Origin of the sequence: Paenibacillus sp. UMB4589-SE434 (genome assembly GCF_030226685.1) — a bacterium.
In the GTDB taxonomy this organism is placed as follows: Bacteria; Bacillota; Bacilli; order Paenibacillales; family Paenibacillaceae; genus Paenibacillus_B.
Genome location: NZ_JASOYK010000007.1, coordinates 78,438 through 103,561 on the forward strand (window position 1 = coordinate 78,438; position 25,124 = coordinate 103,561).

At 42.5% G+C, this 25,124-nt stretch carries 22 protein-coding genes; 8 read left to right on the forward strand and 14 right to left on the reverse strand.

Annotated elements, in window-relative coordinates; translation table 11 throughout:
* Positions 1-95 precede the first annotated feature (95 nt).
* From QP775_RS20335 to QP775_RS20350, 4 genes are all read right to left on the reverse strand, one after another.
* Positions 96-767 (reverse strand): response regulator, encoded by a 672-nt coding sequence (locus QP775_RS20335; RefSeq protein WP_343224476.1) that lies wholly within the window; start codon positions 765-767, stop codon positions 96-98.
* The gene (locus tag QP775_RS20340) at positions 724-3,030 is read right to left on the reverse strand and encodes an ATP-binding protein (RefSeq protein WP_285108743.1); all 2,307 of its coding nucleotides are present in this window, start codon (positions 3,028-3,030) and stop codon (positions 724-726) included. Before QP775_RS20340 ends, QP775_RS20335 begins: the two co-directional genes overlap by 44 nt.
* Before the next feature lie 92 nt (positions 3,031-3,122).
* Entirely contained in the window at positions 3,123-3,296 is a 174-nt protein-coding gene (locus QP775_RS20345; RefSeq protein ID WP_239331721.1) for a hypothetical protein, read from the reverse strand.
* A 48-nt stretch (positions 3,297-3,344) separates the two neighbouring features.
* Positions 3,345-4,280, reverse strand: coding sequence for a polyprenyl synthetase family protein (locus QP775_RS20350; protein WP_285108744.1), 936 nt, complete (start codon positions 4,278-4,280; stop codon positions 3,345-3,347).
* Between the two features lie 683 nt (positions 4,281-4,963).
* Between QP775_RS20350 and QP775_RS20355 the strand changes: the two genes are divergently transcribed.
* Positions 4,964-5,533 (forward strand): stalk domain-containing protein, encoded by a 570-nt coding sequence (locus tag QP775_RS20355; RefSeq protein WP_285108745.1) that lies wholly within the window; start codon positions 4,964-4,966, stop codon positions 5,531-5,533.
* A gap of 529 nt (positions 5,534-6,062) precedes the next feature.
* On the opposite strand, the gene QP775_RS20360 is transcribed toward QP775_RS20355, so the two are convergent.
* The 5 genes from QP775_RS20360 to QP775_RS20380 all read right to left on the reverse strand — a co-directional run bounded on the left by QP775_RS20360 (position 6,063) and on the right by QP775_RS20380 (position 11,840).
* Positions 6,063-6,230 carry a hypothetical protein gene (locus tag QP775_RS20360; RefSeq protein WP_285108746.1) on the reverse strand — a complete coding sequence of 56 codons (168 nt, stop codon included), beginning with the start codon at positions 6,228-6,230 and terminating at the stop codon, positions 6,063-6,065.
* Between the two features lie 21 nt (positions 6,231-6,251).
* Positions 6,252-7,289 carry a lantibiotic dehydratase C-terminal domain-containing protein gene (locus tag QP775_RS20365; protein WP_239331713.1) on the reverse strand — a complete coding sequence of 346 codons (1,038 nt, stop codon included), beginning with the start codon at positions 7,287-7,289 and terminating at the stop codon, positions 6,252-6,254.
* 804 nt (positions 7,290-8,093) lie between these two features.
* On the reverse strand, positions 8,094-9,734 hold the full coding sequence (locus QP775_RS20370; RefSeq protein WP_285108747.1) for a DUF4179 domain-containing protein: 1,641 nt from the start codon (positions 9,732-9,734) through the stop codon (positions 8,094-8,096).
* On the reverse strand, positions 9,724-10,272 hold the full coding sequence (locus QP775_RS20375; RefSeq protein ID WP_239331707.1) for an RNA polymerase sigma factor: 549 nt from the start codon (positions 10,270-10,272) through the stop codon (positions 9,724-9,726). Before QP775_RS20375 ends, QP775_RS20370 begins: the two co-directional genes overlap by 11 nt.
* A gap of 482 nt (positions 10,273-10,754) precedes the next feature.
* Entirely contained in the window at positions 10,755-11,840 is a 1,086-nt protein-coding gene (locus QP775_RS20380; RefSeq protein WP_285108748.1) for a DNA alkylation repair protein, read from the reverse strand.
* Between the two features lie 348 nt (positions 11,841-12,188).
* Between QP775_RS20380 and QP775_RS20385 the strand changes: the two genes are divergently transcribed.
* The 5 genes from QP775_RS20385 (at position 12,189) to QP775_RS20405 (ending at position 15,888) form a co-directional block, all read left to right on the forward strand.
* Positions 12,189-12,923 (forward strand): MBL fold metallo-hydrolase, encoded by a 735-nt coding sequence (locus tag QP775_RS20385; RefSeq protein ID WP_285108749.1) that lies wholly within the window; start codon positions 12,189-12,191, stop codon positions 12,921-12,923.
* Positions 12,907-13,479 (forward strand): TetR/AcrR family transcriptional regulator, encoded by a 573-nt coding sequence (locus QP775_RS20390; RefSeq protein ID WP_285108750.1) that lies wholly within the window; start codon positions 12,907-12,909, stop codon positions 13,477-13,479. The genes QP775_RS20385 and QP775_RS20390 overlap by 17 nt, the downstream gene beginning before the upstream one ends.
* A gap of 260 nt (positions 13,480-13,739) precedes the next feature.
* Positions 13,740-14,516 (forward strand): class I SAM-dependent methyltransferase, encoded by a 777-nt coding sequence (locus QP775_RS20395; protein ID WP_285108751.1) that lies wholly within the window; start codon positions 13,740-13,742, stop codon positions 14,514-14,516.
* A gap of 28 nt (positions 14,517-14,544) precedes the next feature.
* Positions 14,545-15,462, forward strand: coding sequence for a hypothetical protein (locus QP775_RS20400; RefSeq protein ID WP_285108752.1), 918 nt, complete (start codon positions 14,545-14,547; stop codon positions 15,460-15,462).
* A 171-nt stretch (positions 15,463-15,633) separates the two neighbouring features.
* On the forward strand, positions 15,634-15,888 hold the full coding sequence (locus QP775_RS20405) for an NHLP leader peptide family RiPP precursor (protein ID WP_239331693.1): 255 nt from the start codon (positions 15,634-15,636) through the stop codon (positions 15,886-15,888).
* A 56-nt stretch (positions 15,889-15,944) separates the two neighbouring features.
* Here the strand turns inward: QP775_RS20405 and QP775_RS20410 are convergent, their stop codons facing one another.
* A complete protein-coding gene (locus tag QP775_RS20410) occupies positions 15,945-17,825 on the reverse strand; it encodes a sensor histidine kinase (protein ID WP_285108753.1) in 1,881 nt (626 codons plus the stop codon).
* Between the two features lie 456 nt (positions 17,826-18,281).
* On the reverse strand, positions 18,282-19,472 hold the full coding sequence (locus tag QP775_RS20415) for a hypothetical protein (protein ID WP_285108754.1): 1,191 nt from the start codon (positions 19,470-19,472) through the stop codon (positions 18,282-18,284).
* A 290-nt stretch (positions 19,473-19,762) separates the two neighbouring features.
* Between QP775_RS20415 and rluF the strand changes: the two genes are divergently transcribed.
* Positions 19,763-20,485, forward strand: a complete 723-nt coding sequence (rluF, locus tag QP775_RS20420) for a 23S rRNA pseudouridine(2604) synthase RluF (RefSeq protein ID WP_239331687.1) — start codon at positions 19,763-19,765, stop codon at positions 20,483-20,485.
* 87 nt (positions 20,486-20,572) lie between these two features.
* Here rluF and fabF read toward each other — a convergent pair whose 3' ends face one another.
* Positions 20,573-21,811, reverse strand: coding sequence for a beta-ketoacyl-ACP synthase II (gene fabF, locus QP775_RS20425; RefSeq protein WP_285108755.1), 1,239 nt, complete (start codon positions 21,809-21,811; stop codon positions 20,573-20,575).
* A gap of 215 nt (positions 21,812-22,026) precedes the next feature.
* Between fabF and QP775_RS20430 the strand changes: the two genes are divergently transcribed.
* Positions 22,027-22,893 carry a helix-turn-helix transcriptional regulator gene (locus QP775_RS20430; RefSeq protein WP_285108756.1) on the forward strand — a complete coding sequence of 289 codons (867 nt, stop codon included), beginning with the start codon at positions 22,027-22,029 and terminating at the stop codon, positions 22,891-22,893.
* 389 nt (positions 22,894-23,282) lie between these two features.
* On the opposite strand, the gene QP775_RS20435 is transcribed toward QP775_RS20430, so the two are convergent.
* Positions 23,283-24,389 (reverse strand): toxic anion resistance protein, encoded by a 1,107-nt coding sequence (locus QP775_RS20435; protein WP_239331681.1) that lies wholly within the window; start codon positions 24,387-24,389, stop codon positions 23,283-23,285.
* Between the two features lie 21 nt (positions 24,390-24,410).
* Positions 24,411-25,124: a hypothetical protein gene (locus tag QP775_RS20440; RefSeq protein ID WP_285108757.1), complete on the reverse strand. Its 714-nt coding sequence runs from the start codon at positions 25,122-25,124 to the stop codon at positions 24,411-24,413.

Genomic DNA, 25,124 nt, shown 5'->3' on the forward strand with positions numbered 1-25,124 from the left:
GATATATACTATTAATCAACATATATTCATATATTAATTAGTGCTTAGGTATAAGAAAGAATCTGAATACAAGGGCCTACCGTGATGAATCTCGTTTAAAAGGACTCCATTCGAACCAGACCTAATCGTTTTGCTTCTACAATGGCTTCTGATCTCGAACTAACACCTAACTTCTCAAAGATGCGGGTTAGATTGTACTCCACTGTACGTTGACTCATCATCAACATAAGCGCAATGTTCTTGTTGCTCATCCCATCCGCTACGCCCTGCAAAATCTGTTGTTCTCGTTCCGTAATGGAGGCTTCTTCGATTGATTTCTCGCCCTTCTGAATCTTAACCTCACTTCTGCGTAGCTGTCTCAACAGCGTTACAGGAATCATAGCCTCGCCATGCATTGCGCAATAAATAGCATTATGAAGTTGGTCGCGTGGCGCCGTCTTTGAGATGAAGCCGGAAACGCCCGTTTCAACAAGCAAGTTGAAATGAGTATTGATCTCATAGCCCGTATAAATAAGGACCCGACGATCCGGGTCCTCCTGTATTAACCGTTTCGTTAATTCCATGCCACTTATTGTAGGCATATTCAGATCACACAGAAAAATGTCAAATTCCTCGTGCTTTACCGCTTCCAGCGCCTCAACTGCAGACAGCACAAATGTTACGTTTAAGTTCGGGTCCTGCTCTAACATGGTCTTCGTACCTTCTCCTACAGAAGGATGATCATCAACCAATAAGATACGAATCACGTATATCGTCCCTTTCTTCACGTCGTTTTGACAATTTAATCGGAATCTTCATGCTTACTGCGAACCCATGGCCCTCTTCCGCATGAAACTCAATCTCACCTTCCAGGCTAATCACACGTTCACGAATCCCTGACAATCCCATATGGCTGAATGACGATTGTAAGTTGTCCAAATTCATGCCGATACCATCATCTTTATAGGCTAGGTAAATGTGGGTATCATCCTCTTCAATGTCGATAACAACTTTATTGGCCTTCGCATGCTTCTCCGTATTGCGCAGCAGTTCTTGCATAATCCGATATACCGCAGTGATCTGTTCTTCGCTTAAAGTTGCCGTTACAGGCTTGGCCTGAAGAACAACCGCAAAGTTCACCTGAAGCTGCAAATGATCTGTTAAAAACTCAACCGCTTCTACTACACCCAGCTCAGTTAACAAAGGCGGTCTGAGTTCGTTACACGTCTCACGAATCTGATGTATAACGTCAAGCAGCCCTTCCTTAATCAGAAACAGCTCATTTTGCATGTGCTTAGGGATCTTGTTGTCGGCCATAAAGGTTTCCAGCCTCCGGTACCAGATCAACTGGTCTTGAAGCGCGGAATCGTGCAGATCCGAACCAAGGCGACGTCGTTCATTCTCTGATAGCAAGAACAACAACCGCAGCAGCCAAGGCGAGGTAGAAGACTGCGTTTGACGCATTTCATCTTCCAACTGCTCCATAAAGTTATCAAGAAAATGCAGGTTCTCGTACACAATACTTGTGTAATTAGCAATTGTTTTGAGCCAGCGCAGTTCGTCTACATTAAATAAGGTGCGATTACTCTTGTTGCCAATCCAGATGACATGAATCTCTTCTTTGCGTTGCCCTACTATTAATGCGACACCCTGTGGCATCGTGATGACCTCTGCTACTTGAAGAGATTCCACATTTGCTAATAGATACTTTGCAATGTCATGATCTACATCATTAAAAGGGTCTGGGTTGACGATACGCTGTTCACCATTCACTGTAAGAAATTGAAAGCTGCATAACGGCAACATGGAGGTCACTTCTTGCTCAATAGCGCGGACAAGATCTTCCTTTTTCATCACACGGGCCATTGATCTAGAAAATCGATCCAAACTATCTTGGTAGCTATACATCTGTTTAAAGAGCTTGGGTCTAAATTTATAATCGATTTGCTCTTTGAGATACAAGAAAAGAGTAAACCCAATGTGGATCACAACAAAGATTTGGAACCACTGTATCCATGTGTGATCATAATTAATATTGTAAACTAAGCCTAAAAAAAATAGAACAACAAGTGACGGAATAATAGCTAGTGAAGTGTAATATTTAAAACGTGTCAAAATAAAATCGATATCAAACAAACGATTAGATGTTATTAAGTACATATAACTTAAAGGAAGAACCAACACAAATAACGTAGTGAACATTGAAGGAAGAAATTGCAAATTCAATAGAATTAATGGTAGTACATTCATAGTGACAAATGGTATGAACGCCATCATATGTGCAGCAAGCATAAATTTGAATAATGGATTAAGCTTAGTAAATCGATACTGCACAAATAAAGTAACAAGTCGGTATAAGCAAATTCCATAAACAACTGTGATAGAACCCAAATATAAGTAATTTAACATTATGTTTATATTCGAACGAATAATATCAAATTGATACAATGCTCGTATTATACATTGTGTTAATACAATAAGCGTCAAAGAGTTTAATATCACATTATTTATAAATTTAACTCTATACCGACATAAGTATACATTCATGAAGTACATAAAAATACAGAAGCTTACAGGGAGCAAAGACATTACTATACGTCCAATATGATCAAGCCTTGTTGAAGCTGTTACACTAAAATACATCATGCCTAATGATACAAAAAATAGGATTAGCAGCCTTGCGGCCTTATCATCCCCTCGCTTTACATACACAATACTGGCCATCAAGAGGAAAACAATCAGTACAAGGCTGGGCATGATGATCTGAAAAAATAGTGGACCTGACCGTATATTAGTAAGCCAATCGTGATCAATTGTTATTGTCTGTACTGTGCCATTCAGCTTACGAATCATTAACGTATCTACTTGTTCAACCAAGCCAAACTTTCGAACAAACATATTATTTGCAGGTGGATCTCCATCGACTTGTAGTAATATGTCTCCTCGCTTAATTCCATTTTCGTCTGCTCTATCGTAAGGATTTATATCCGTTGCGATATATTGCCCCTCATTGTTCATAGAGACCGTTAATCCAATCTGAGCGCACTTCATAGATGCAGAAACGATTTGAATTATTAATAGAAGTAAACAAATCACAAATATGATGTCCTGCCACTTTTTAAATCGAATTTCAAGTCACCTCTTTATTGCCATTTAAGAAAAACCTTATCTTTTGGAGAATTTTTCTTTGGGCTAAAAGACTCCATGATAACTTGTTGTTGAACAGGTGTTACACCTGCGAAATTCAATTTCCCTTGTAAAAACATTTCTCTTTTAGAGATATCATTCATCAATTCTTTAATTATATCTTTAATCATTTTTAAAATCCTCCTATGATATAAGCTTAATGTGTGCTAACAATACGTTCAATAAACTAATTCAGTCTGTTGAACAAAGGAATCTATAAATTGCTGGCGTAATAACGGTGTTGGTGACAACGAGTCGAAATATTCCAGACACTGATAGTAATTCAATTTCAACAGTACTTGTATGTATTTCCCTACACCTGTTTGGTCCAGCAGCGCAACAATCTCTTCCGTATTCTCATGTTCGCTTAAATATAGGGCTAACGGATTAGATCCTTCGCTTGACACAAGCTGTGCCTTCTCAAGCTCTTCCGACATTAATAAGATCGGCAGCGTACGTCTACCGGATATGATATCACTGGACTCATGCCAACGAAGCATATTACGGTAATCGTTGTATAGCTGTGCCCCCAGACCCATTTCGGTAGCGTAATTAGCAACAGTTTCATTCCATGCCCCAGTAGCAAGGAGAACTCCTGCCATACAGGCCATTACTAATATGGATGCAGACTTCATGGTGATCATGTTCGTGTAACCATCAGAATCAGCCACATCATTTTGCAAATCCATCATCTGGCCATTAATTGACTTAAGAAGCAATCGATCTACTTGATCAGTTACAATACGTATCCGCTCATGGTCTAATGAACTATTTCCTATACACTGATGCCCTAAAACCATAAAGCCTAATGCTACATTAATAGCAAGGGGTTGAGGAATCTGCATCCATGGCTTAGACGGCGCATCCTGATCCTGAATATCATCAAACATGTCACAGCTCAACACAAACAGTTCAATAGCAGCCGCAGCCTTATAGATAAGCTCTCCTTCTCCTCCGAACATGCGATAGTGGAATACGGTTAACAAGCCAAAATGAGTGCCTTCCTCCAGCTTGTCATCCAAGAAAGTACGCGCATATTCCCGTAGCGAATCTTGAAAATATTCGTCGATTAATGCGAGCAATTCCTCTTTAATTCTCACTAACTCAACTTCCATGCCCCACCTCCAAATTGATACTTTACTACTACTGATAATAATAACTATAAAAGAAAAAACAGGCAACCATGAAGGAGTTCATAATGAAAAGAAATCCTCATTTTACTGCCTGAGATCTTCATTTAGCCTTAAAATAAAGTCGAAATATGTCGATTGTTGTACAACATCACGATAACTAAATTATCATCGTACTCAAGTCCCCTATCTTACATCGCGAAATGGATGATCCTAGTTTTATCACAGCTGTAACATTATCCTATATAGCATCCATAAAAAAACCAAATAAGCAGCGCTATTAACAAAGTTAGATATAATTCATCATTATTAAGGTGTATTCCTTCGCTATCGCTGCTCCATGAATGAAGATGTATCTGATACATCAAGTAGCGATACACCAATTGGTTTTCATTAATCATGGGATGAATATCCGCAGTGAGATCGCATCCGAAGATACTTTCTTTTTGCGTATAAACGAGTGAATGCAGTTTCTCCCAATATTATCTTAAGCATATAGTAAAAACAGAAAATGAAAATAGTTTTTATAAACTCTTTAGAATCTAACAGTGAGATTATTCAACCCAATAATCATAGTGATATTGAAATATTTTATAGTTAGCAAGAGTCTATATAGTGTGTACATGATTTCGTCCAATTTCCACTAATGTTGTTTAGGAGGTAAGACTGTGGGGGTTAAAAGAATACCCTCTCTCGCTTGGATAGCTCTATTCTGTTCTTTGATTATAGTTATGAGTGTTAATGGACAGATGGCAACAGCTGAAGACGTCCAGTCCAATTACGTCATCAAGTTCGAGGGAAAAGTGGCTAGAGACGCTGAAGTGTACTTAAAAGACGGAAGAACTTACGTCCCCTTTAAGTTTCTGACTCATGCGCTTGGTTTGAACGTGAATTTCTCTCAATTTAATGAAGAATATGTCTATCACAACTATGAGACACAACATAATAACAAAGCCGTTAGAGTATGGGGAAACCTTGAGCGTGGTTACTGGATACAAACTCGTCCGCTCGGACAAGAGGATAGTCCTTATGGTACGAAGATATCTGGACCTACATACATTTGTAAGCCAGAAACGGACAATTGCACATTGGATGAAAAGAAATATCACGGCCCGTTTGTAAGAAAAGGGACCTTGTACGTACCCGTTCGCGATATGTCAAAGGTATTTGATCTAAACATAAACGTCCAGCGTACAGGTGCGCTAACTATTGTTGATTTACAATCAAAGATCAAATAGCCTGAAGCAATCATTCTGACGGGAGTCAGCTTTTTGATTAATTCTGCTTACCAATGCTTTACTAGACATGCTGTTTCATACAAAAATTCGCAGCAGTATGTCATTGCAATGATTCAATCTAGCGTTATTCGGCACGCTCTCTCCCTTGCTATTATGCTCTCTTAATACATAATTTAAGTGCAGAAGAGAATAATGCTCAATACTCCGGACTATGTTCATTTTATAGTATCTAATAGGGCCCATACATAATTTACGTATGGTTCATTAACAGCACAAAAAAGGCAGCAGACTATAGGAACTACAAAGTATCCCTCTCTGCTACCTGCTAATGATACAATAGTTGTTGAGATTGTATAACTAAGATGTAATCTAATTACGTAAAATGAAATGTCATTATGCAACAGATGCGTAAAATGGATGTAGACCCACAGGCTGAAACGAGATGAGTAAAGTAAAGGCGGATAGAAAAAGACTAGAGGCATCTGTAGAAGTAAAGAACGCGGACATACGTGAATCATTTCGGAATGTCTTATTTAAACTTGTCTTTTTCCGCGATATGGCCCTTAACGGCTTCGCGACTCAACCCTGCCATTGGATCGTTCATGCGTTGAAACAGGGAAGACAACGCCTGCATACGCATCTGAATAATACTCTCTACCGTTCTTGGAGGACCGCTTCGATGCTGGTTCACGTCCATAGGGTAGCCCTCCTTTACTTGTTATTGGGCGAAACTAGCTGCTGTACGCGTTGTAGTCACTGGCATCCTGCACCCAGCATATAGGCCTTGACTTTCCACGCGTTCCATACTTCGAATAAGCAAAAATTTCAGCATAAATTGTTCATGCCGATTAATATGAAACAATGGCATTAGTGCCACAACACTATCGTTTAGCACTTGATGAGCGGAATACTCATGACAATATCGCCCATAGGCAGCCAGTTGATTAGGGATCACGCCTACTTCAGAAAGTTTGCAGATTGCTTTGTACAGTTCCTTACGTGCGGCTGACCACCGACGCAGGATAACGTCTTCCCCCACATACAAGCCATCCTTGGTCGTATGCAGAATAACTTCCTGGACAACCTCATCGACAGCTCTGCCTAACTGAACATCTGCTGCTTCATACTGCTCCTGAACGAAGTCACGCTCCGGTAAACTTGAGATATATTGGCTCACTTTAGCACGGGGAGAAATGTGACCGCGCAGCAAAGTTTCCTGCAGGTCGTAGCCACCATTCACAGCCATCATCCGAAGCATTTGGAGAAAGCGAAATTGGCTGTTCGAACGGCTTCGTTCGATCTCGCTAAGAATTAGCTCATGTGTATAGGCATAAAAACTGTGCAGCAGCTCCATTATTGCTTCATTGCCATACCATTCGTTTGAAATATGGAGTTCGCTTGCTTCAATGCTGTTATTCGGTGCAATAAGCTCAAATGTCTTTGTATCACGCCCAGGCGATGACCACTTACTAAATAGAGCCTTATAACTTAGTTGATCCAATTGCTTAGTAGAAGGATGCTTCTTCAAATAGGAGCCAATTCGACGTCGGAGTACATGTAACGCGCGGTCAAAAGAAGCCTCGTGTTCTACTTCTACATGGATGGCAATGTGCGGCCCGAAATTCCATCGCCTCTGCACATAGGCTCTAATCACTTGCCCCTCTGCTTGAATGCGTTGCAATACCGGTCGTATGCCATCTAGGAGCAGCGATTCCTGCTTGTCCTCATAGTAGTATACGTGCACAGCTTTCCACACTAAGATAAACCTCCTTCGCCTGACCTAATTGCGCTGCTGTTGCGACTCGTATCCATATATTTCAGTAACTCTACGTCGCTATCGCATGCAATGGGCTGAATTCGAATCGATACTTATAGCTGGTAAGGTTCTACCTTCAGCAGCGAATGAAAAAGGGATGTGTTATCGATATCTCCCTGTTTCTGAGACTGATAACAATAAACGGTGCTGCAAGCGCAAGGGGGAGGCTGCTCGCAGCACCGTTAACCTAGCAGAGGAGGCAGTACCAACAACTAATTGTGCAAGAGGAGAAGTTGCACCTCATGAGTTGTTGACTGAGGAATGACTGACGTAACTGCAACCTTTGTCTTGTCTGTATCATATACTATATTCCGGATTTCTTCACCGACTTCATGCCCCGTAATTCCCACAATAATTTTGCGGGCTATCGGAATGTGTCGAACTTCCAGAATCAAGAATTAATTAGTTGTCGGATATGGCTGTAAAGCCATTACTGACGCGGGTTAAGCGCACTTATGACACAATTTGCAGAACCATTCTATCACATTTGAGAGGCTTTAATTCTACAAGTTTTACGTGTGTTTTCCGAACCCCGCAACTTTTCCTCTAGCGTTATTGCGGGGGTATCAATTAGACCTTTTCCACTATTAGACAAGCAATGCACAAATGCCGAGGTTTCCCTCGGCATTTGTCAGTTTAATAAATAGAAGAACTAGTCTCATATGAATTGTCATATCATAACCGAACCTGCAGTCCTATCGTATATTATAAGAGTAGCATTCACTTCGATTCCCTGATTACAAGTTATTTACTAGAGTTACTAGTGGTATTAGGTACTGCTGTCGGCGGAATCTCTATCGGGAAAGTCCACGCCTCATCACCATAGTAGTAACGCTTGGTTACTATAGGGGCGATAAGCTTCAGCTTCTTGTCTTCCCATGACGGATCATAATCCGGAATCCGAATCGTATACTTCATTCGGGCTGTACCCGCAAGTTGAAGCGATTGATGCGCCTCTACTTCGTTGCGATTAGATTCAACCAACAAATGCTCCCGCAGCAAATCTGACTCATTAGCCAGCATCCACGCCCCAAATTTGTAATCTGGTGCCTTCAAGATGAGATCCATTTCGAGTACAGCATTTTGTTTGCCAGACTCTCTTGGGTCAGCCTCCGTCTTAAATGAGGTTAACTTAAATTCATGATCGTTTATTTTTATGATTACCATTCCTTGACGAACATCGGCAGGGCGGAACGTTAAAGTTAGATCAGATAGTTCGTTGTACTCTTCATAATCCAGTCTAAACGTCAACTTCTTCCCTTGCGGCCAACGACCAAGCAATAACTCGGATGTGTTCGTGTCACTAATCACATTTCCCGCATCGTCCAACAACTGCCATAGAAAGCGACGCGTATTCAGATCATACTGAATATATTCATCCCGGCTTAGTTGGCTCCAAAATGGTGGCTTATGCTCTATTTGGCGCTGCTTGGCTTCTGCTGTCATTTCATGAGACAGTCCCAAAATCGTTTCTGTAGGAGTTAATACTAGCTTGTTTACGTTTAAAGTTACACCTTGCGGTGACTTATTTGATTGATTTAACGGAATGTGAACTTTGGCGTGCTCACTCTTCCCGAATGAGAAAGGAACACTCACTTTCCAATGGCCTTCAACCTTCTCATTATATGAAATATTTAAAGATTCTGAAGCATACTCATCCTGTCCGCCTACGACTTGAATTTCCATATGAAGAGTCAATTGCTTGCCTTCCAGACCGTAGGGCATATCCACTCGGACTGTAGAATAATCGTTGCTGCCCATCCTGCCGCCTGATCCTCCATTTGCCCTCGCTTCATATACCATTCCTTGATCATCTGTAACATACAATCTATTCTGCTTTCCTCTCTTACCCTCGAATCGTAAGTAGGGGTCATACACCTGCCCGTCCTTGCTAACTTGATAGGTAATATATACAATCGGTGAATCAGGCAGTACCTGGTGCACCGACAGCGTTATCCCCTTATCCGTAGCTGATGCTTGCACCTGATCTGCAAAGCCCATCTCAGCGGCACGATCCAAATTGTCAAAGCCATAAGCAAAGAAGGACTTGATCATCTGGGCAACTGCCGGCGATGACGTAGCACCTACCACCAAAGCAAATGCAATTCCTGCTGCGATTAATCCCATGTTACTGCGCATTCGTTTTGGTTTGGTCGAGGCCTTATTTATCGCATGGATCTGTGCCATCACATCATTCGTAAATGATTCCGATACGTTTACATCTGGTAATTGAGTCATCAGATCCCACTCATCTCGTTCTTCTCCCGGCTCCAGTAGTACAGAACAGGATTCGCACGCTGCAGCATGTGCTTCTAGCGCAGTTATTTCTTGATTTGTTAATGGACTTTCTTCATCCAGCAGCGATATAAAGTGACTACACTTCAAGCAAATCCCTCCTTTCAGCCATCAATTCCCCTAGCTTCTTCTTCGCTCGATGGAGATGAACTTGTACAGTTGTCACCGGGACTTCTAGCACTTCTGCAATTTCTTTGTAGCTCATGTCCTGCGTGTATCGCATACACAGGACAGTACGGTATGGTAAGGACAACTGCTTAATAGCTTCCGCAACTTCCTCTCTTCGTTCCTGCTTAAGGAGTTGTACTTCCGGAGAGGGCTCACTCCCCACTAACGTGTCCTGAAGCTCCGACCATTGGCGTGTTTGATTTTTACGCCAATTGGAGATGCTCAAGTTGACTGCAATTCGATTCAACCAGGCCGGAAACTTGCTTTCAGGATTATATTTGCTTAAATGCTTGTACGCTCTCACAAAAGCGGCTTGCGCGATATCCTCCGCATCCGCAGCAGAATTTCCCATACCTACGAGCATGGCAACAAGCCTATGTTTATATTTATTCACAAGGTGAGCGTAACTCTCCGTGTCGCCGGCCAACACCCGAGCTACCCACTCCTGATCTTCCATCATGATCATTGTTCCTCCGTCTGTCATCTTCCCTATATGTCTTTCCTTGTAGAGCCACATGTGTATTCCTTGCTTCGATCAGCTTGGTCTCCATAGTTGATTCATCCTCATGTCACCCCAAAGTACCTTATTGAATCTTCATTCTTAATACGTTGAAAGTATGACATATCTTTCAACATAAAAACGATTTCATGTTGCCGGACACAAAAATACCTCTTGGAGCCTCACCTTCTATACCATTTGATGGTATGAAGGAAGGCGTCCAAGAGGTTGCTGGAGAAAGTTAAGGTTTGGGTAATTGAATACGGATGATTTGCGCATAAGCGCTGAGGGTCCCTCGTAGATGTAAATGGATCATATTATGATTTATGTAATAGCAGCTACTTCTTCACGAGTAGCCGTCCCTTTAGAATCGATCTTGAGGCGCTCCTCCCAGCAGCATCAACCCCAAGTGCTCTAATAAAAAACGAGACAACGGCTGACATTCACACAAGCTCAAGCATAAAGGTGGCTTCCTGCTTACGTTCACCATTTACCCACACCGATACGATATGCTCGCCAGCATGGTGCTTGCGTGTCGACAAGTCGCGGAATTCCTGCTCCCTAGTTACCTTTGTTCTACCAGGCGGATAGAGCTTATCCGACAGCTGGAACTTTTTTAGGGATCGACTTCCATTTGCCTTCACATATTCCACTCCGTATTCAATTCGAAGCTTCTCTAACTCTATCGATTCATTTACAATGTTAAATTGAAAACGTAGTCTCTCCCCCAACAGCAACTTATCTGCGGACAGTTCCAGTTCTTCCACGTGCACCGGCAAATGCCCTTTATACCCAAACAACTGCAGCATTTCTTCATCTCCACGCTTCAGCAGCGTTCTCGCGCCATGACGAATAATCCAATCGGTATGTGGATGCCTGCCAATCCACGCGGCGGACAATTGTCTAACAAGTGCAGGATGGTCCTTTGTAATATCATTGATATTATTCGCCACACTCTTCCGTACGTACAAGGAGTCATCCTCCTTAAGCAGCTCCAAAATAGGCAAAATCGGTTCTGGATTCCGCTTAAGCTCCCGCAGTGCCATCGCCCAAGGCAAGCGTGGTCTACAGCCCTCACTAGCTAGTCTACGAACATGCTCGTTAGACTGTGATGCCCACTTGAGCATCTGAGCCATCATACGCGGCTGGTCTCGTTCAATAAACGGCCTAACTGCAAACTCTGACGTAGAATAAGGTGTAAAACGTTCCAGCGCGCGAATAGACACGTCCCAATGCTCCTGTCCGTATACTTCCACGAAATCAGGGAACGTAATATAAGCAAGCCCTGACCCTAAAGGTGCAATTTCCATCAACACTTCGATTGCTTCCTCATACGAATCGGGCAGGGTCTTCCTTAATACTCCAGATACGTGACGTACTCGCTGTTTTAATTCACGTTCTTCCCAATCTGTGTCCTGAACGAGAGACAAAAAACGCTCACCATCAAACTTCGGATAAGCATCAGTTAAATGAGTAATCAGTGGACGAAAAAAAGAATCGCCGAAAATTTGTTTGCGCAGCTCAGACATTGGAAAGTCCTCCTATTTAGATGTAATCTCTGCACCCATCTTGTTATGAATCATTTATTCCCTGCTGCATATGTCATCATAATCTTTATGCATATATCAATGTTGCTGGTATAAATGCTGGAATAACTCTACAAAAATAATAAACAATAGCCTTTAAACTGCTTAACAAGTAATTAGCGCACATACGTTCCCTATATAGTATACTTTTTCTCGCTTTTTAGCTAATCCATTTTGTATACGAACCAAATAAATATAAAAAACAACTTGATTAACTAATATTATTAGTTATATACTAACATCATTAGTTTAGAGCAAATAAACACACACCCTTCTGGGAGGTAATATACAATGCGAATGAGTAAAGTACATCAGGTCTTTCAATTATCTTTTATGCCAAATCTATTTCCAGTGAATTGTTATCTCATTGAGGAGGAAAGTGAGCTTACCCTGATTGATGCCGCACTTCCATACAGCGATAAGAGCATCCTACAGGCAGCGGAGAGAATCGGCAAGCCAATTACACGTATTGTGCTAACCCATGCGCACGACGATCATGTCGGCGCCTTAGACAAGTTAAAAGTACGATTACCGGAAGCAAAAGTATACATTTCAGCGCGGGATGCCAAGCTACTCCACGGTGATACGTCATTGGAGACCCAAGAACCCACTGTACCCATACGAGGCAGCGTGCCGAAAAAGGTCAAGACTATACCTGACTGCCACATCCAAGATGGCGATCCTATCGGCTCGCTCATGGCCATATCCACTCCAGGTCATACGCCAGGTTCAATGTCTTTCCTGGATACACGAAGCAAGACGCTTATTGCAGGGGATGCTTTTCAGACAAGAGGGGGCATCGCTGTATCCGGCACGATGAAGCCGTGGTTCCCATTCCCAGCAATGGCTACTTGGCACAAAGAGTCTGCACTAAACAGTGCCAAGCGCCTGATTGCTCTGCAGCCCGCCACACTGGCTGTTGGCCATGGGCTTATGCTCGCTAATCCGCTGCCAGCAATGCAACAATCCATTGCAGAAGCGGAAGCAGCCATCGAAAGGAGTGCTCAGCATGCGGCAAGGTCTTGATCAGTTTACCGTGTTACAGGCAGCAGCAGAGCTCGCCGACGCACACGGTTATGAGCAGCTTTCCTTAGCTTCGCTGGCTAAACAGCTTCAGATCCGTACTCCTTCGTTATACAATCACGTGAAAGGAATGCCTGGGCTTAAACAAGCGCTGGCTTCCTATGCTGTACGCAAGCTAAAAGAGGCACTCGTCGAGGCCATTATCGGCAAGAGCGGTGATGAAGCGCTTCATGCATTAGCGTTCGCCTATGTAGACTTCGTACGCCGACATCCCGGCATATATGAGGCATCGATGGGTGCACCTGATCCGTTAGACCCAGACTTCCAGACCGCTGGGACTGAAGTGGTTCAATTGATTATGCGACTTATGGAATCTTATCAATTAGAACCAGAAGTAGCTATTCATGCGGTACGCGGCATGCGCAGCATCGTGCATGGCTTTGCTTCTCTGGAGCTACGTAAAGAATTCAATATCGAACTGAGCAAGAATGAATCATTGCACTACGCCATAACCGCCTATCTGAGAGGGATACAGTATGTAAGTCGAAGCTCCGATTGAACAAAGGGGTGTGTTATTCGGCTCCTTTCGTATTAGGCTCAAAGTTGAGGATAATAAAATCCGTTATTGTATCGTCTTGATGAAGTAATCTAGTTAAACCACATCCGAGTTACGTTATCTCACATGGAAATTATTCATATCAGCTCACACACATGAACATCAAGTCCCAACTGTTCGAAAGAATAGTTGGGACTTATTGCTGTTTTTCGTCACCTTCACTTATACTTAACCAGGTAGTTATAACACAATCGGAGGATAGTATGGACCGGAGCACTGCATTATTCGACAAAATGTTAACATTCACCTCATCCGCGTTTTTCGAGCTTGAGTCATCATTGCTATTAGGTCAGGTCTCTTCCTCCGCTCAACATGTACTGGATGTAGGCTGCGGCAATGGAGATTACCTAGCCAGATATATTAACCATTTCCCCCAAGCACAAGCTATCGGGCTGGATTTGGACCCCTTTATTATTCAGCAAGCGAAAGATCGAAACGGAGAGGCGATCGCTTTTTACAATTGCAGTTATGAAAACTTGCCTGTCAGCGATCCGTTCGATACGATACTGGCTCGCTTAGTCATTGACCATATCTCGGATCGGACTCATTTTTGGAACTGGCTGCAGCAGCGAGCCGCGATAAACGGCTCTATTTTAATTACAGATATAAATGGCTATGGTATTTCAGATTCTACCAAACTCCCACTGTTCACTAGCATGTACAAAGGAATAAGAGATCGGATTCGTCGGCCCTCTTTTCTTCGACTTCAAGATTCATTACGGTTGGAGATGAAACAATTTCGTTTTCATCATGTGACTACAACAGAATATCAGTTAGCCATCCATACGAAAGAACTGCGAGCACAATTCTATCACTACCTAAGATCAGTAACCGAGCTAATGACCGCTGTGCAATCACACCTACATACTCCATTTGATCATAATCGTAACGCCATATATGAGGAATTGGAGAATTGGCTGATTTCAGGGGATGACACGATGGAAATAAGTATGTTTTGTCTACATGCAAAACGTATTTAACGACATCTAAATAAACGGGGGACTACACATGTACTGGTTCGAGAAATATAAGCCTGAATTAGAGCTAATCTTCGCTCAAGCAAAAACATACATCAATCGATACCCTCCATCATTAAAGGAACATGGCTTTCGTTATATAGAAGCTTACAATCCGCTAAATGAAACCAGCACAAAGAACTATATCTGCTACCTTCTTCCTTATTGGACACAAGAGGCAACCGGCATTACAACCGAGCAATGTCGCCAGTTGTCTCTAGCAGAGGTGTTTATTATGTTGTATCTGTTCCTTCAGGATGATGTTATGGACACTCGTCCTGCGCAAATAAAGGAGCCGCTTGCACTTAGCAGCTTATTTTATAACACAGCCTTATCCTTATACCGACAACTCTTCCCTTCCGAATCACCATTTTGGAATGCGTTTGATCAATGTACTGCAGAATGGGCAGAAGGAGTTACACAAGAAGGATACGCGAATTACTTTTTAACCAATCCATTTCACATTACGCTGAAGGCAGCACCTATTAAACTGGCATTTGAAGGCGCGGTTTACTTAGGTGGGCGTATCCATATCCAAGATGTTCTATCTCATGAGGTGAACAACGCATTAATTGCTCTACAGATGGTAGACGACTATTACGATTGGGAAGAAGACATGGCAGAGGGAAATTACAATAGCTTGTTGGCGTGGATTACATATAAATTAGACTTATCCTCTTTTGAGGAGCTTACCGCGGCAACTGTTCGTCAATCGATCTTTACTTTAGGACATTTTGATGGATTTGCACAATTTGCCTTGCTGCTCCATCATGCTCCCACCGTTGCATCCGAGCTACATGATTTTCAACATTTACTCATACAAGTCTTAGTAGAAGAGGCTAATCGTATTCAGAGACAAAAGGAGCTATTATTCGAAGGTGGATTCACTCACTTCTTGTCCATATTATAGAAAACAAATGAAATCCAGATCAATAATCCTATCTGAAACACAATCGACAAGATATACAGTAAAAAAAGGACCTATTTTGTCGAAAATAGTAAAAAAGAAATAGAACCTGATTATATCCCATGGTACACTAGAATTATTCGCAAAACATTATTCTGGAAGGATGATTTTTCAGTGTCCGCTGAACAACAGCTCAAGAACGAAATTATTCAAAAAGCTTGGAATGATCAAGAGTTCAAGAATGAACTATTAATCAACCCCAAAAAAGCTATTCAAGAGGAGTTTGGCATTGTAATTCCTGAACATATTACACTAGACGTTGAGGAAGAAACGCCTACTCGATTCGTGCTTGTCATTCCTCCCAATCCCGCAGATACGCAATCCTCTGATCCAAATGTACTATTGCCTCAAAGTAAAATAGCTTGGTAAACTACTGCCCCATACATATATACAGGAGAAGCTGATACTCAGCTTCTCCTGTTCTGCTAGACCGGTATTGGAGGATTATTAAGCTCACCATAAGGAAATTCTACCATTACTTCTGTACCGATACCTTTTTTACTAGTAAACTTGATCTTGCCTTGCATAACTTCAATAATACGGAATGTAACCATTAGACCTAGACCAGTACCCTTACTTTTATTTGAGTAATAAGGTTCGCCTAACCGAGCCAGCTCTTTTTCAGTCATGCCACATCCATCATCTTTAATGTGTACAAATACTTTATTTCCTTTTTTGTGTGCAGAAATAACAACTAGACCTTTAACGGTAATCGATTCAATACTATTTTTGACCATATTAATAAATGCTTGCTTGAATTTCGAAGAGTTCCCATATATAAACACATCTTCTTCAATATGAAGTTTGAGTTGCCCCCCCTGCATATTGGCAAGCGGTACAAGAATACTTTCAATATGTCTAAGTTCAGCTCCCAAATCAAGTAGAATCACTTCATGCAGTTCTGGCTTGGCAAATGTCAAAAAGTCAGTAATAATATTTGCCGCACGGTCCAATTCAATCAGGGCCATATCCAAGTATTCTTTTTCCTTTGGTCCTGAACGATGATTCAACAGCTGCATAAATCCTCTCGTTACTTGTAATGGATTTCGCACTTCATGTGCAACTGAAGCAGCTAACTCGCTAATAATCTCCATCTTCTCAGAGTGTTGAAGTTCATTATTGTACATTTCCAGTTCTTTGGAATATCGAATAACTCGTTCATGATTATTAGCGATTCTTCTACCCAGCATAATGATAAGCACAAATTCAAATCCTAAAATACCCCATTTCCAGTATACAAGGTCATACTGACCTTCTTTTAGAATAAACCATACTAGTTCCCCTATAAACGGAATACTAAAGATTGCATAACCAATGATAAACAAAATAGCGTCAAAATTTTTCTTAACTGAATATACGATGGAAATAATTAAAAGAAGTGCAAGCTGAATAACCAGCAGCATCCCATATATATCCAAACTAAAAATATACGAGTTAAAATACTCACTACTCACAAATGCATTACATAATTGGAAGGTAATAAATAATAAAGAATAAACAACTAATAGATGTCTGTATCTTCTAATAATCAAAAATGGCCCTGGTCCTACTAATTTCTCAAAATAAACACTTAGTGCAAGCATTAAAGATATAAGCGCTGCTCCGAAAACCATGTCGAGTGCAGTCTCGTATCCAGGTAAAATGACTAACACAAAGTCCGTATACCCAAGAATAAGAAAACCAAATGAAAGTACAATAACCGCTAGTGTAATCCATGAAGAAAAATAAGCATTTCGTAATAAAACCGAGCAAAACAACATAACAAGCGCCATTAATATCATAGAACATGCAAGTAGAATATTCGTTAACCCCGAGCCTACGTAATTAGGAAACATTTCCTGATAATTACCAAGTAGCATAGATTCCTGAATACCTATTCTGTCATCTGGTGTCTTAACGTGAATGAATAGCGATTGCCCGTCTTGTTGAGATGGGATTGGCAATAATAAGCGATATTGATCCAAGCCAAACTGACGAACGGAATTATACAAGGTTTTTCCATCAAATGATACAACTTGAACTTCACGCCCGTATAACTTATAAATACCTAAGCCTGGTTGTCCCCATGACAGCTTAGGAAGGTCAACTCTGTACCAAGCTGAACGAACACCTTCTGGAACATCCGGCAGCCCTTGTTCAATGTTAATCGTCTCCCAAGAATGATTACCCTTTGAAATTTCATCCCATTCCTTAATCTCTTTCTCCCACAACACCTTCCATGTCTTTAATCTGATTTCATCAGATGGTGTCCCTGCACTCGATTTAAGGGGAGCAAATATGCCTCCTAGAAGGATTAATACGATCACGAGCACAGAGCATTTTCGAATTAAATTCATTATAATATGCACCTCGGAACCTATTTAGACCCAAAATATTGTTCGTATTTCGTTACTATTCGACAAATTATTGCAGATTACCTTCTATATTTTATCAAATTTCATTAAATAAATGATCATATTTTCATAAATAAAAAATATCAACTTTCTTTGGACTTATTTTTATCAACTTCACAAAGAAATAACTTAGTACTAGCATAAGTTTTTAGGAAGTAGCGATTGTTGCGAGTTTTGAAAATTAAAACCATATAACTTTTACATCAGACAACTTTAATATTATACATATTATAAAATGAACATATACTCAATAGTTAAACTTTAAAACTTCTGATATAGATTAAGCAAGAGGGGGATTCCCCCTCCATCCTTAATCTACTCTATATGATCTATATGCTCGCCATTCAAGATTAGTTTCGTAGTGACCTGCTATCCAATCATTCGATTTGTATTCTTCATTTTTCTGCCCAACATTAAAATCATAACCAGTACAAACCCCAAAATCCCCCATTTCCAATATATAAGATCATATTGTCCTCTTTTTATAATAAACCATATCAATTCTCCAGCCAAAGGTAAACTAAAGATGGCATACCCGATGATAAACGAAATCGCGTCGCTATTCTTCTTCGTAGAATACGCAATCGAAATAACGAGAAGCAAGACAAGTTGTATCACCAGGAATAATCCATAAATATTCAAACTAAAAATATACAGGCTAATAAATTCATTACTTACAAGTTCACCGCTTAATTGATACGCACCAAACAGTATGGAGTAAATGATTAAGAAATATCTATAACGACGAATGATACCCCAAGGCCCTGCTCCTACCAATTTCTCAAAGTACAAGCTCAGGGTCAACATAATAATGATTAGGGCGATTCCAAAGGCCGTATCGAGCGCAGTCTGATAACCTGGTAAAATCATCGTAATAGATTCACTATACCCCAGAATAAGTACACCAAATGAGAGGATAAGTACTGCTAAAGTTAGCATCGAAGAAAAGTGATTTCTTCTTAAAAAAATCGAACAAATGAGCATTATAATGGCCACTGAAATCAAAAAACTGATCAGCAGCAGATCTGTTAAGCCCCCCCAGACATGCTTCGGGAATAGTGACTGATAGTCTCCAAGAACCATGCTACTTTGAATACCTATGCGATCACTTGGAGTCTTAATATGAATGTAGAGCGATTGGGCACCTTCTTGAAAGGGTACAGGTATTAATAATCGATACTGGTCCAAACCATATGTCCGAATGGAGTGGTACAGCGTCCTTCCTTCAGAAGAAACAACCTCCACATCATATCCGTGCAGCTTATTAATGTTTAGGCTTGGCTGTCCCCATGGCGTTTCGGGAAGGTCAATCCGATACCACGCGGAGTGAGTTCCTTCAGGAATAGGAGGAAGTCCTTGTTCAAAGTTGATGGCCTGCCACGGCTGATTCCCCGTTGCTATTTCCTCCCACTCTTTGGCACTTGTTTCCCACAACACTTCCCACTTGGTTATTATAATCTCCTCTGACTGTGTTGCAGCGCTTGATTGGTAAGGAGCAAATACGCCCGCTACTATAAACAACAATATCCCAAGAATAGAACATTTACGTAACCATTTCATTTTAAAATGCACCTCCGAGGAACTGACATCATCGTTTTTTTGGAGAACATGTACTCATTAATTGCTTTCTTCCACATATGCCTACCCCTCTCTGCTGAAAGTATGATCACTTATAAATATTCTGCACACAATGTAAATTTCCTCCTTAAATTGAGAAAATTCACTTTACCTCTAGACTTTTTTGTCAAATTGTGCAATTAGGTTCTCCCTTTAGAATTCCATTATTTTTATGCATATGTAGTATAATAGTGAGGCGATGTACTTTGATCTGATACGAGAAGGGAATCCATATGAGAATTAATAAATTCATTAGTGAGACAGGCGTCTGCTCCAGACGTGAAGCAGATAAATGGATTGAGGCAGGACGTGTAACGATTAACGGCCAGCGTGCAGAGCTCGGCAGCACTGTGGAAGCAGGCGATGATGTTCGTGTTAATGGCAAGGCAATTGGCGAGAAGAAACGTCATGTCTATATCGTGCTAAACAAACCTGTTGGTATCACCTGCACATCTGAACCTCACATTAGAGGGAATATTGTCGATTTCGTTAATCATAAAGAACGTATTTTCCCGATCGGACGACTGGATAAGGACTCAGAGGGGTTAATCCTGCTTACCAATGATGGAGATATCGTCAACAAGATTCTTCGTGCGGAACATAACCATGATAAAGAATATATTGTAACGGTGAACAGGCCAATAACGCCTGAGTTTGTTCAAGGGATGTCAAGCGGTGTCCGTATTCTAGGAACGACCACCAAGCCTTGTCACGTGACTAAGATAGGGGATAATGTATTCAAAATCGTTCTTACGCAAGGACTTAATCGCCAGATCCGTCGTATGTGCCAAGTGTTTGGTTACACCGTCGTCAAGCTGCGCCGTATTCGAATTATGAACATCGGAATCGGTACCTTGAAAAAGGGCCAGTGGCGTGATCTGACCGAGAAGGAGCTCTCGGAGTTGATGAGGCTGACAGATCATGTCAGTCGTGATAATAAAGGAGGAAGGACCTGATTAGGTCCTTCCTCCTTTATTCATTACAAGGTCTCTCATTTCTTCCACAGCCTTAACTTATCCTGAGCTTAATATGCTTATTAAGCTTCACTGAATATACTTCTTCAACACAATAACCGCATTGTGGCCGCCGAACCCAAAGGAATTGGACATGCCTACCGTTAATGCAGCCTGACGTGCTGTATGTGGAACATAATCGAGGTCACAATCGACATCGGGTTGATCTAAGTTGATCGTTGGGAGCACAATCCCTTCTTGAAGCATCCTCACCAAAGCAACCGCTTCTGCTCCTCCTGACGCACCAAGCATATGACCCAGCATCGATTTGTTCGAGGTCACTGGAACTTTGCCCGCATGCTCGCCGAGTAATCGCTTGATTGCCATTGTCTCGACACGGTCGCCCAGCTCTGTGCTTGTGGCATGTGCACTGATAACATCCACCTGTTCGGGTTGAAGTCCAGCCTCCTGCAGCGCCAGCTTCATCGCTTGATAAGCGCCACGCCCTTCTGGGTGTGTTGCCACCATGTGGTAAGCGTCAGAGCTTGCTCCGTAACCGATCACTTCCGCATAAATCCGGGCGTCACGATGCAGCGCATGTTCGAGTGATTCCAGCACCAGAACCCCAGCACCCTCAGCCATTACAAAGCCATCGCGCGCTTGGTCAAATGGTCGGCTTGCGCGGGTAGGCTCCTCATTACGCGTAGACAGCGCGGTCGCATTGCTGAAGCTGGCGAGCGACAGCTCCGTAATCGCTGCTTCGGCCCCGCCGGCCAAGACCACGTCCGCTCCACCGTAGCGAATAAGCCGGAAAGCTTCGCCGATTCCGGTATTGCCGATTGAGCATGCCGTCACTGGGGACAGGGTTGGCCCCCATGTGCCCAAACGTATGCTGATCTGTGCTGCTGCACTGTTCGCAATCATCATCGGTACTAGCAGCGGACTCACCCGCTCAGGGCCTCGATTACGCAGCACGGTTTCCTGCTCCATCATAGATTGAATGCCGCCTATGCCAGAGCCGACGTACACCCCAACACGCTCGGGATCGACTTTGTATCCCTCCAATCCCGCATCTGCGTATGCTTGTTCAGCCGCAGCTACGGCAAATTGAGAAAAGCGGTCCATCCGTCTTGCTTCCTTGCGGCCAAAGCGGCCATCTGCATCAAATTCACGCACAATACCTGCAATTTTTACCTTATGGTGACTTGTGTCAAAAGCATCTATGCTTGAAATACCTGATTGTCCTTCCACTAAGCGGTTCCAAAATGTATCCACGTCATTGCCTACAGGGGAGATAACACCCATTCCTGTAACTACAACTCTATTCATGAAGAATTCCCTCCTGCTTTCCTAATCATGGCATTATCTTCACACAGTAGTTATCATATTACAAGTTGTTGTTTATCCTAGTATAATAACTACTAGAATAAACCTGACACTTATCTCCGCTCTAAACCCGATCGAAGATATCCAATAAACACACCTTATGCAAAGCATGCACCCTAAATAGAACACAACCTTTAACCGTCTGGGGGGATGATCATATGACTCAATCTAACTCTAACCATCCGACAAAACTACAAGTATTATCCGAGTTTTTGAAGGCACAGCGCGCCAAGATTATGCCTCAGGCCGTAGGCCTGCCTGCTGGTACACGCAGACGAACACCGGGTCTTCGACGTGAAGAGGTCGCTCAACTCGCCGGCGTCAGCACCACCTGGTATACATGGCTTGAGCAGGGGCGTGACATCCAGGTATCCTCCTCCGTGCTTGACAGCATCGCCTCAGCCTTGCAGCTTACGGTTGATGAGCGCAAATATTTGTACGCGTTAGCGACGGAAAGTGGTACAGGCACCTACGTCATACACGAGGAGCAGCCACGAATTAGCCCGTCGCTCCAGCGTATCCTTAGCGAATTAAAGCATTGTCCCACCATTATTTCGGATAGAAAATGCGATATCGTAGGATGGAATGAGGCCGCTGCACATGTATTTCTCGATTTTAATCATATTCCGCACGGGGAACGGAATATGATCCGTCTGCTCTTTACACGCAAAGAGTTCCAGTCGCTGGCTGTCAATTGGGAGCACTTCGTGAAGGGGTTCCTGTCCATTTTCCGCGCATATTATGGCCAACATGTCGAAGATCAGTGGTATGAATCGTTTTTAGAGGAGATGAGGGAAGTTCATCCGGGATTCCAACAGCTCTGGAATCAGAGCCAGGTCAGCTCTGCGCCAGAAGTTGTTATTGAATTCCGACATGCGAAAGCAGGTAAAATGCTGTTCCATCTTACCTCGTTGCAAGTTCATGGGGATACGGATCTGAGGGTCAGTATTTATACGCCCGCTCCCGAATCTTCCACAGAGTACAAGCTCCAGAAACTGATGGGCAAAGAGATTCCCCTTCCATAAAAGATATACAATATCATTCACACATTTCACGGTTCAGATGACTCATCCCTTCTTCCCGCCGTATGCCAAGAAGCCGATCTTAACGTTGTATATAACGCAGATCGGCTTCTTTCTTTCCTTCAAATTAAATTCGATTCGATTTATGCTCATTGGGATAGACGTGACAAAATGGATTTAGTCTTCTCAAGGCTTGCTATAACGATAAGGAACACAGTCAATAGAACAGCACAAATAACCCCCACCATATGTTAGCTCCTCCATGTTCATAGTAGTACATCTATATGAATCAGAAGCTGCTAATATGAACAGGCGAAGCTGCTTGATCTCCCTTTGTCACGTTAGCCGTGGAAACGACAATCGGAACCTGGATTGACCGCCCGAAGCTTGCTTTAGTCCAGGAAGCTAGACATTTTGGCTCCCGTATGAAGCTCTCTACCGGCCTCTGAGCCTGGCTTGCCAGCTGTCAAACCCAACCGTTCAGATAACTTATGGTTGGCTTCCGACATACGTGCAGTATGTTCCGTTGCTGTCTGGATGATTGTCCGGTTTGATTGCTCATAAGCATCCATCGCCGCAAACAAATCGGTCATTGCACGATTGATCGAATCCAGCTCTAATCCTGGCTTACCAAGCAGATCATTCGTCTTCTCCGTAGTTTCCTTTAACAATTTTGAATTTTCCTCAAACATATTTTGCAGTGTCTTATTCGCTGTATTGACAGCATCGATCGTATCCAACTGGTCCTGCAGCGCCATCGCAATCATGGCGGAAACCGTCACTAGATGCTGTGTCTTATCGATAGTCGCGTTGACAGAATCAATCAGCTTGTCATTGTTATCATTAATAATGTCTGTGCCAGCTATCGCCTGCTGATACAACATCACCATTTCCGTAAAAGACTGGATTCGAGTAACCACCTTGCGAAGTCCTTTTTCCAGCAGTACTTTACGACTCTCATTTTCTGGCTTAGCAATCTCTTGTTCAAATAATTCTTGCAGCTTCTTCCCCATCGCTATTCGTGTCTGCAAGTGATACACTTCCTCCAAGGAGGACCGCTTTAAGCTTTTCATATACACGATATTTTCCTGCAGCGTATCACGCCCATTTCGCAAATTAGAAACGATTGCGTTGACGTTAGTTCGGACGGATTGGTATTTATAGATATAATTTTTGATCGGCGTTTTGCGTAATATTTTGTCCAACAAACTTAACTGCTTGCTCTTGCTTAATGAATCAATCTCAGAGCGCAGCTTTAAAATATGGTTGCTTACTTCCGCACGTTTGCCAGACGCAAGCTCATTAACAGGACGTTCAAGCATCGCAAGCGATTGTCCCGCTTTCTCCATCGTCTTCTGCCCCATCATTCCGATATCGTCCATGAGCATTTCCAATTCCATCGGATTGGTGTTTGATACTTTGGTAATAAATTGTGCAGCTTCCTGCTCAACTCTGAGCACATCTTCTTGCTTTAACAAAGTCGTCTGCGTTGCAGCCATCTGCTCGCCTCCTTCATTGGTTTAATCCGTTGTACGGTAGCGCTGCTGGATGAGTTCAACCTTGGCTTGCAGCTCAACCAGATCTTTATGTTCAATAGATTCCACATAAAATGACAACTTAGAATTAATATCTTTTACACCTGTTAAGAGCAATCTTCGATTTTGACGTTTAGCCTCTCCGCTCAACTTTAAAAAGGGATTAATGGCACCGTTCAAATCGCGGAATACGAGCCGTTGAATATTATGATTCATATTACCATCGTTCATTTCTTTGAGCTGCGGGATAAGCCGCGTAATACGTGTTAATAACGTCAATGTCTTCTCTACAATCTCATTATCGAGCGTATTTTTCTGACCTTCAGAGATTACCATCTCTTCGATAACGCCGATATATTCATACACGGAAGCCCATACAGGATCCTCTTCCTGCGCGGCTGCAGTCTGCAAATCCGGCGGGTTATCCGCGGATGCTGCATGTGCTGGCTGCGGCGGTGCCTGTGTCGGCTGACCTATGTGCATGGACTGCTGCACAGACTGTACGTTAGCCAGTCCTTGATCAGGCAGGGCCTGTGCCGCCACCTGTCTGGCACGACCACTTCCTGCGGCTACCGCCACAAAAATAATGGCGGCGGGTATAAGCATGCTGACGTATAACGGCAGCCATATATGGGTTAGCAGAGCCGCTGCATAACCTGCAACAGCTAGACCTACGGCCCATTTATATTTACGGTTCAT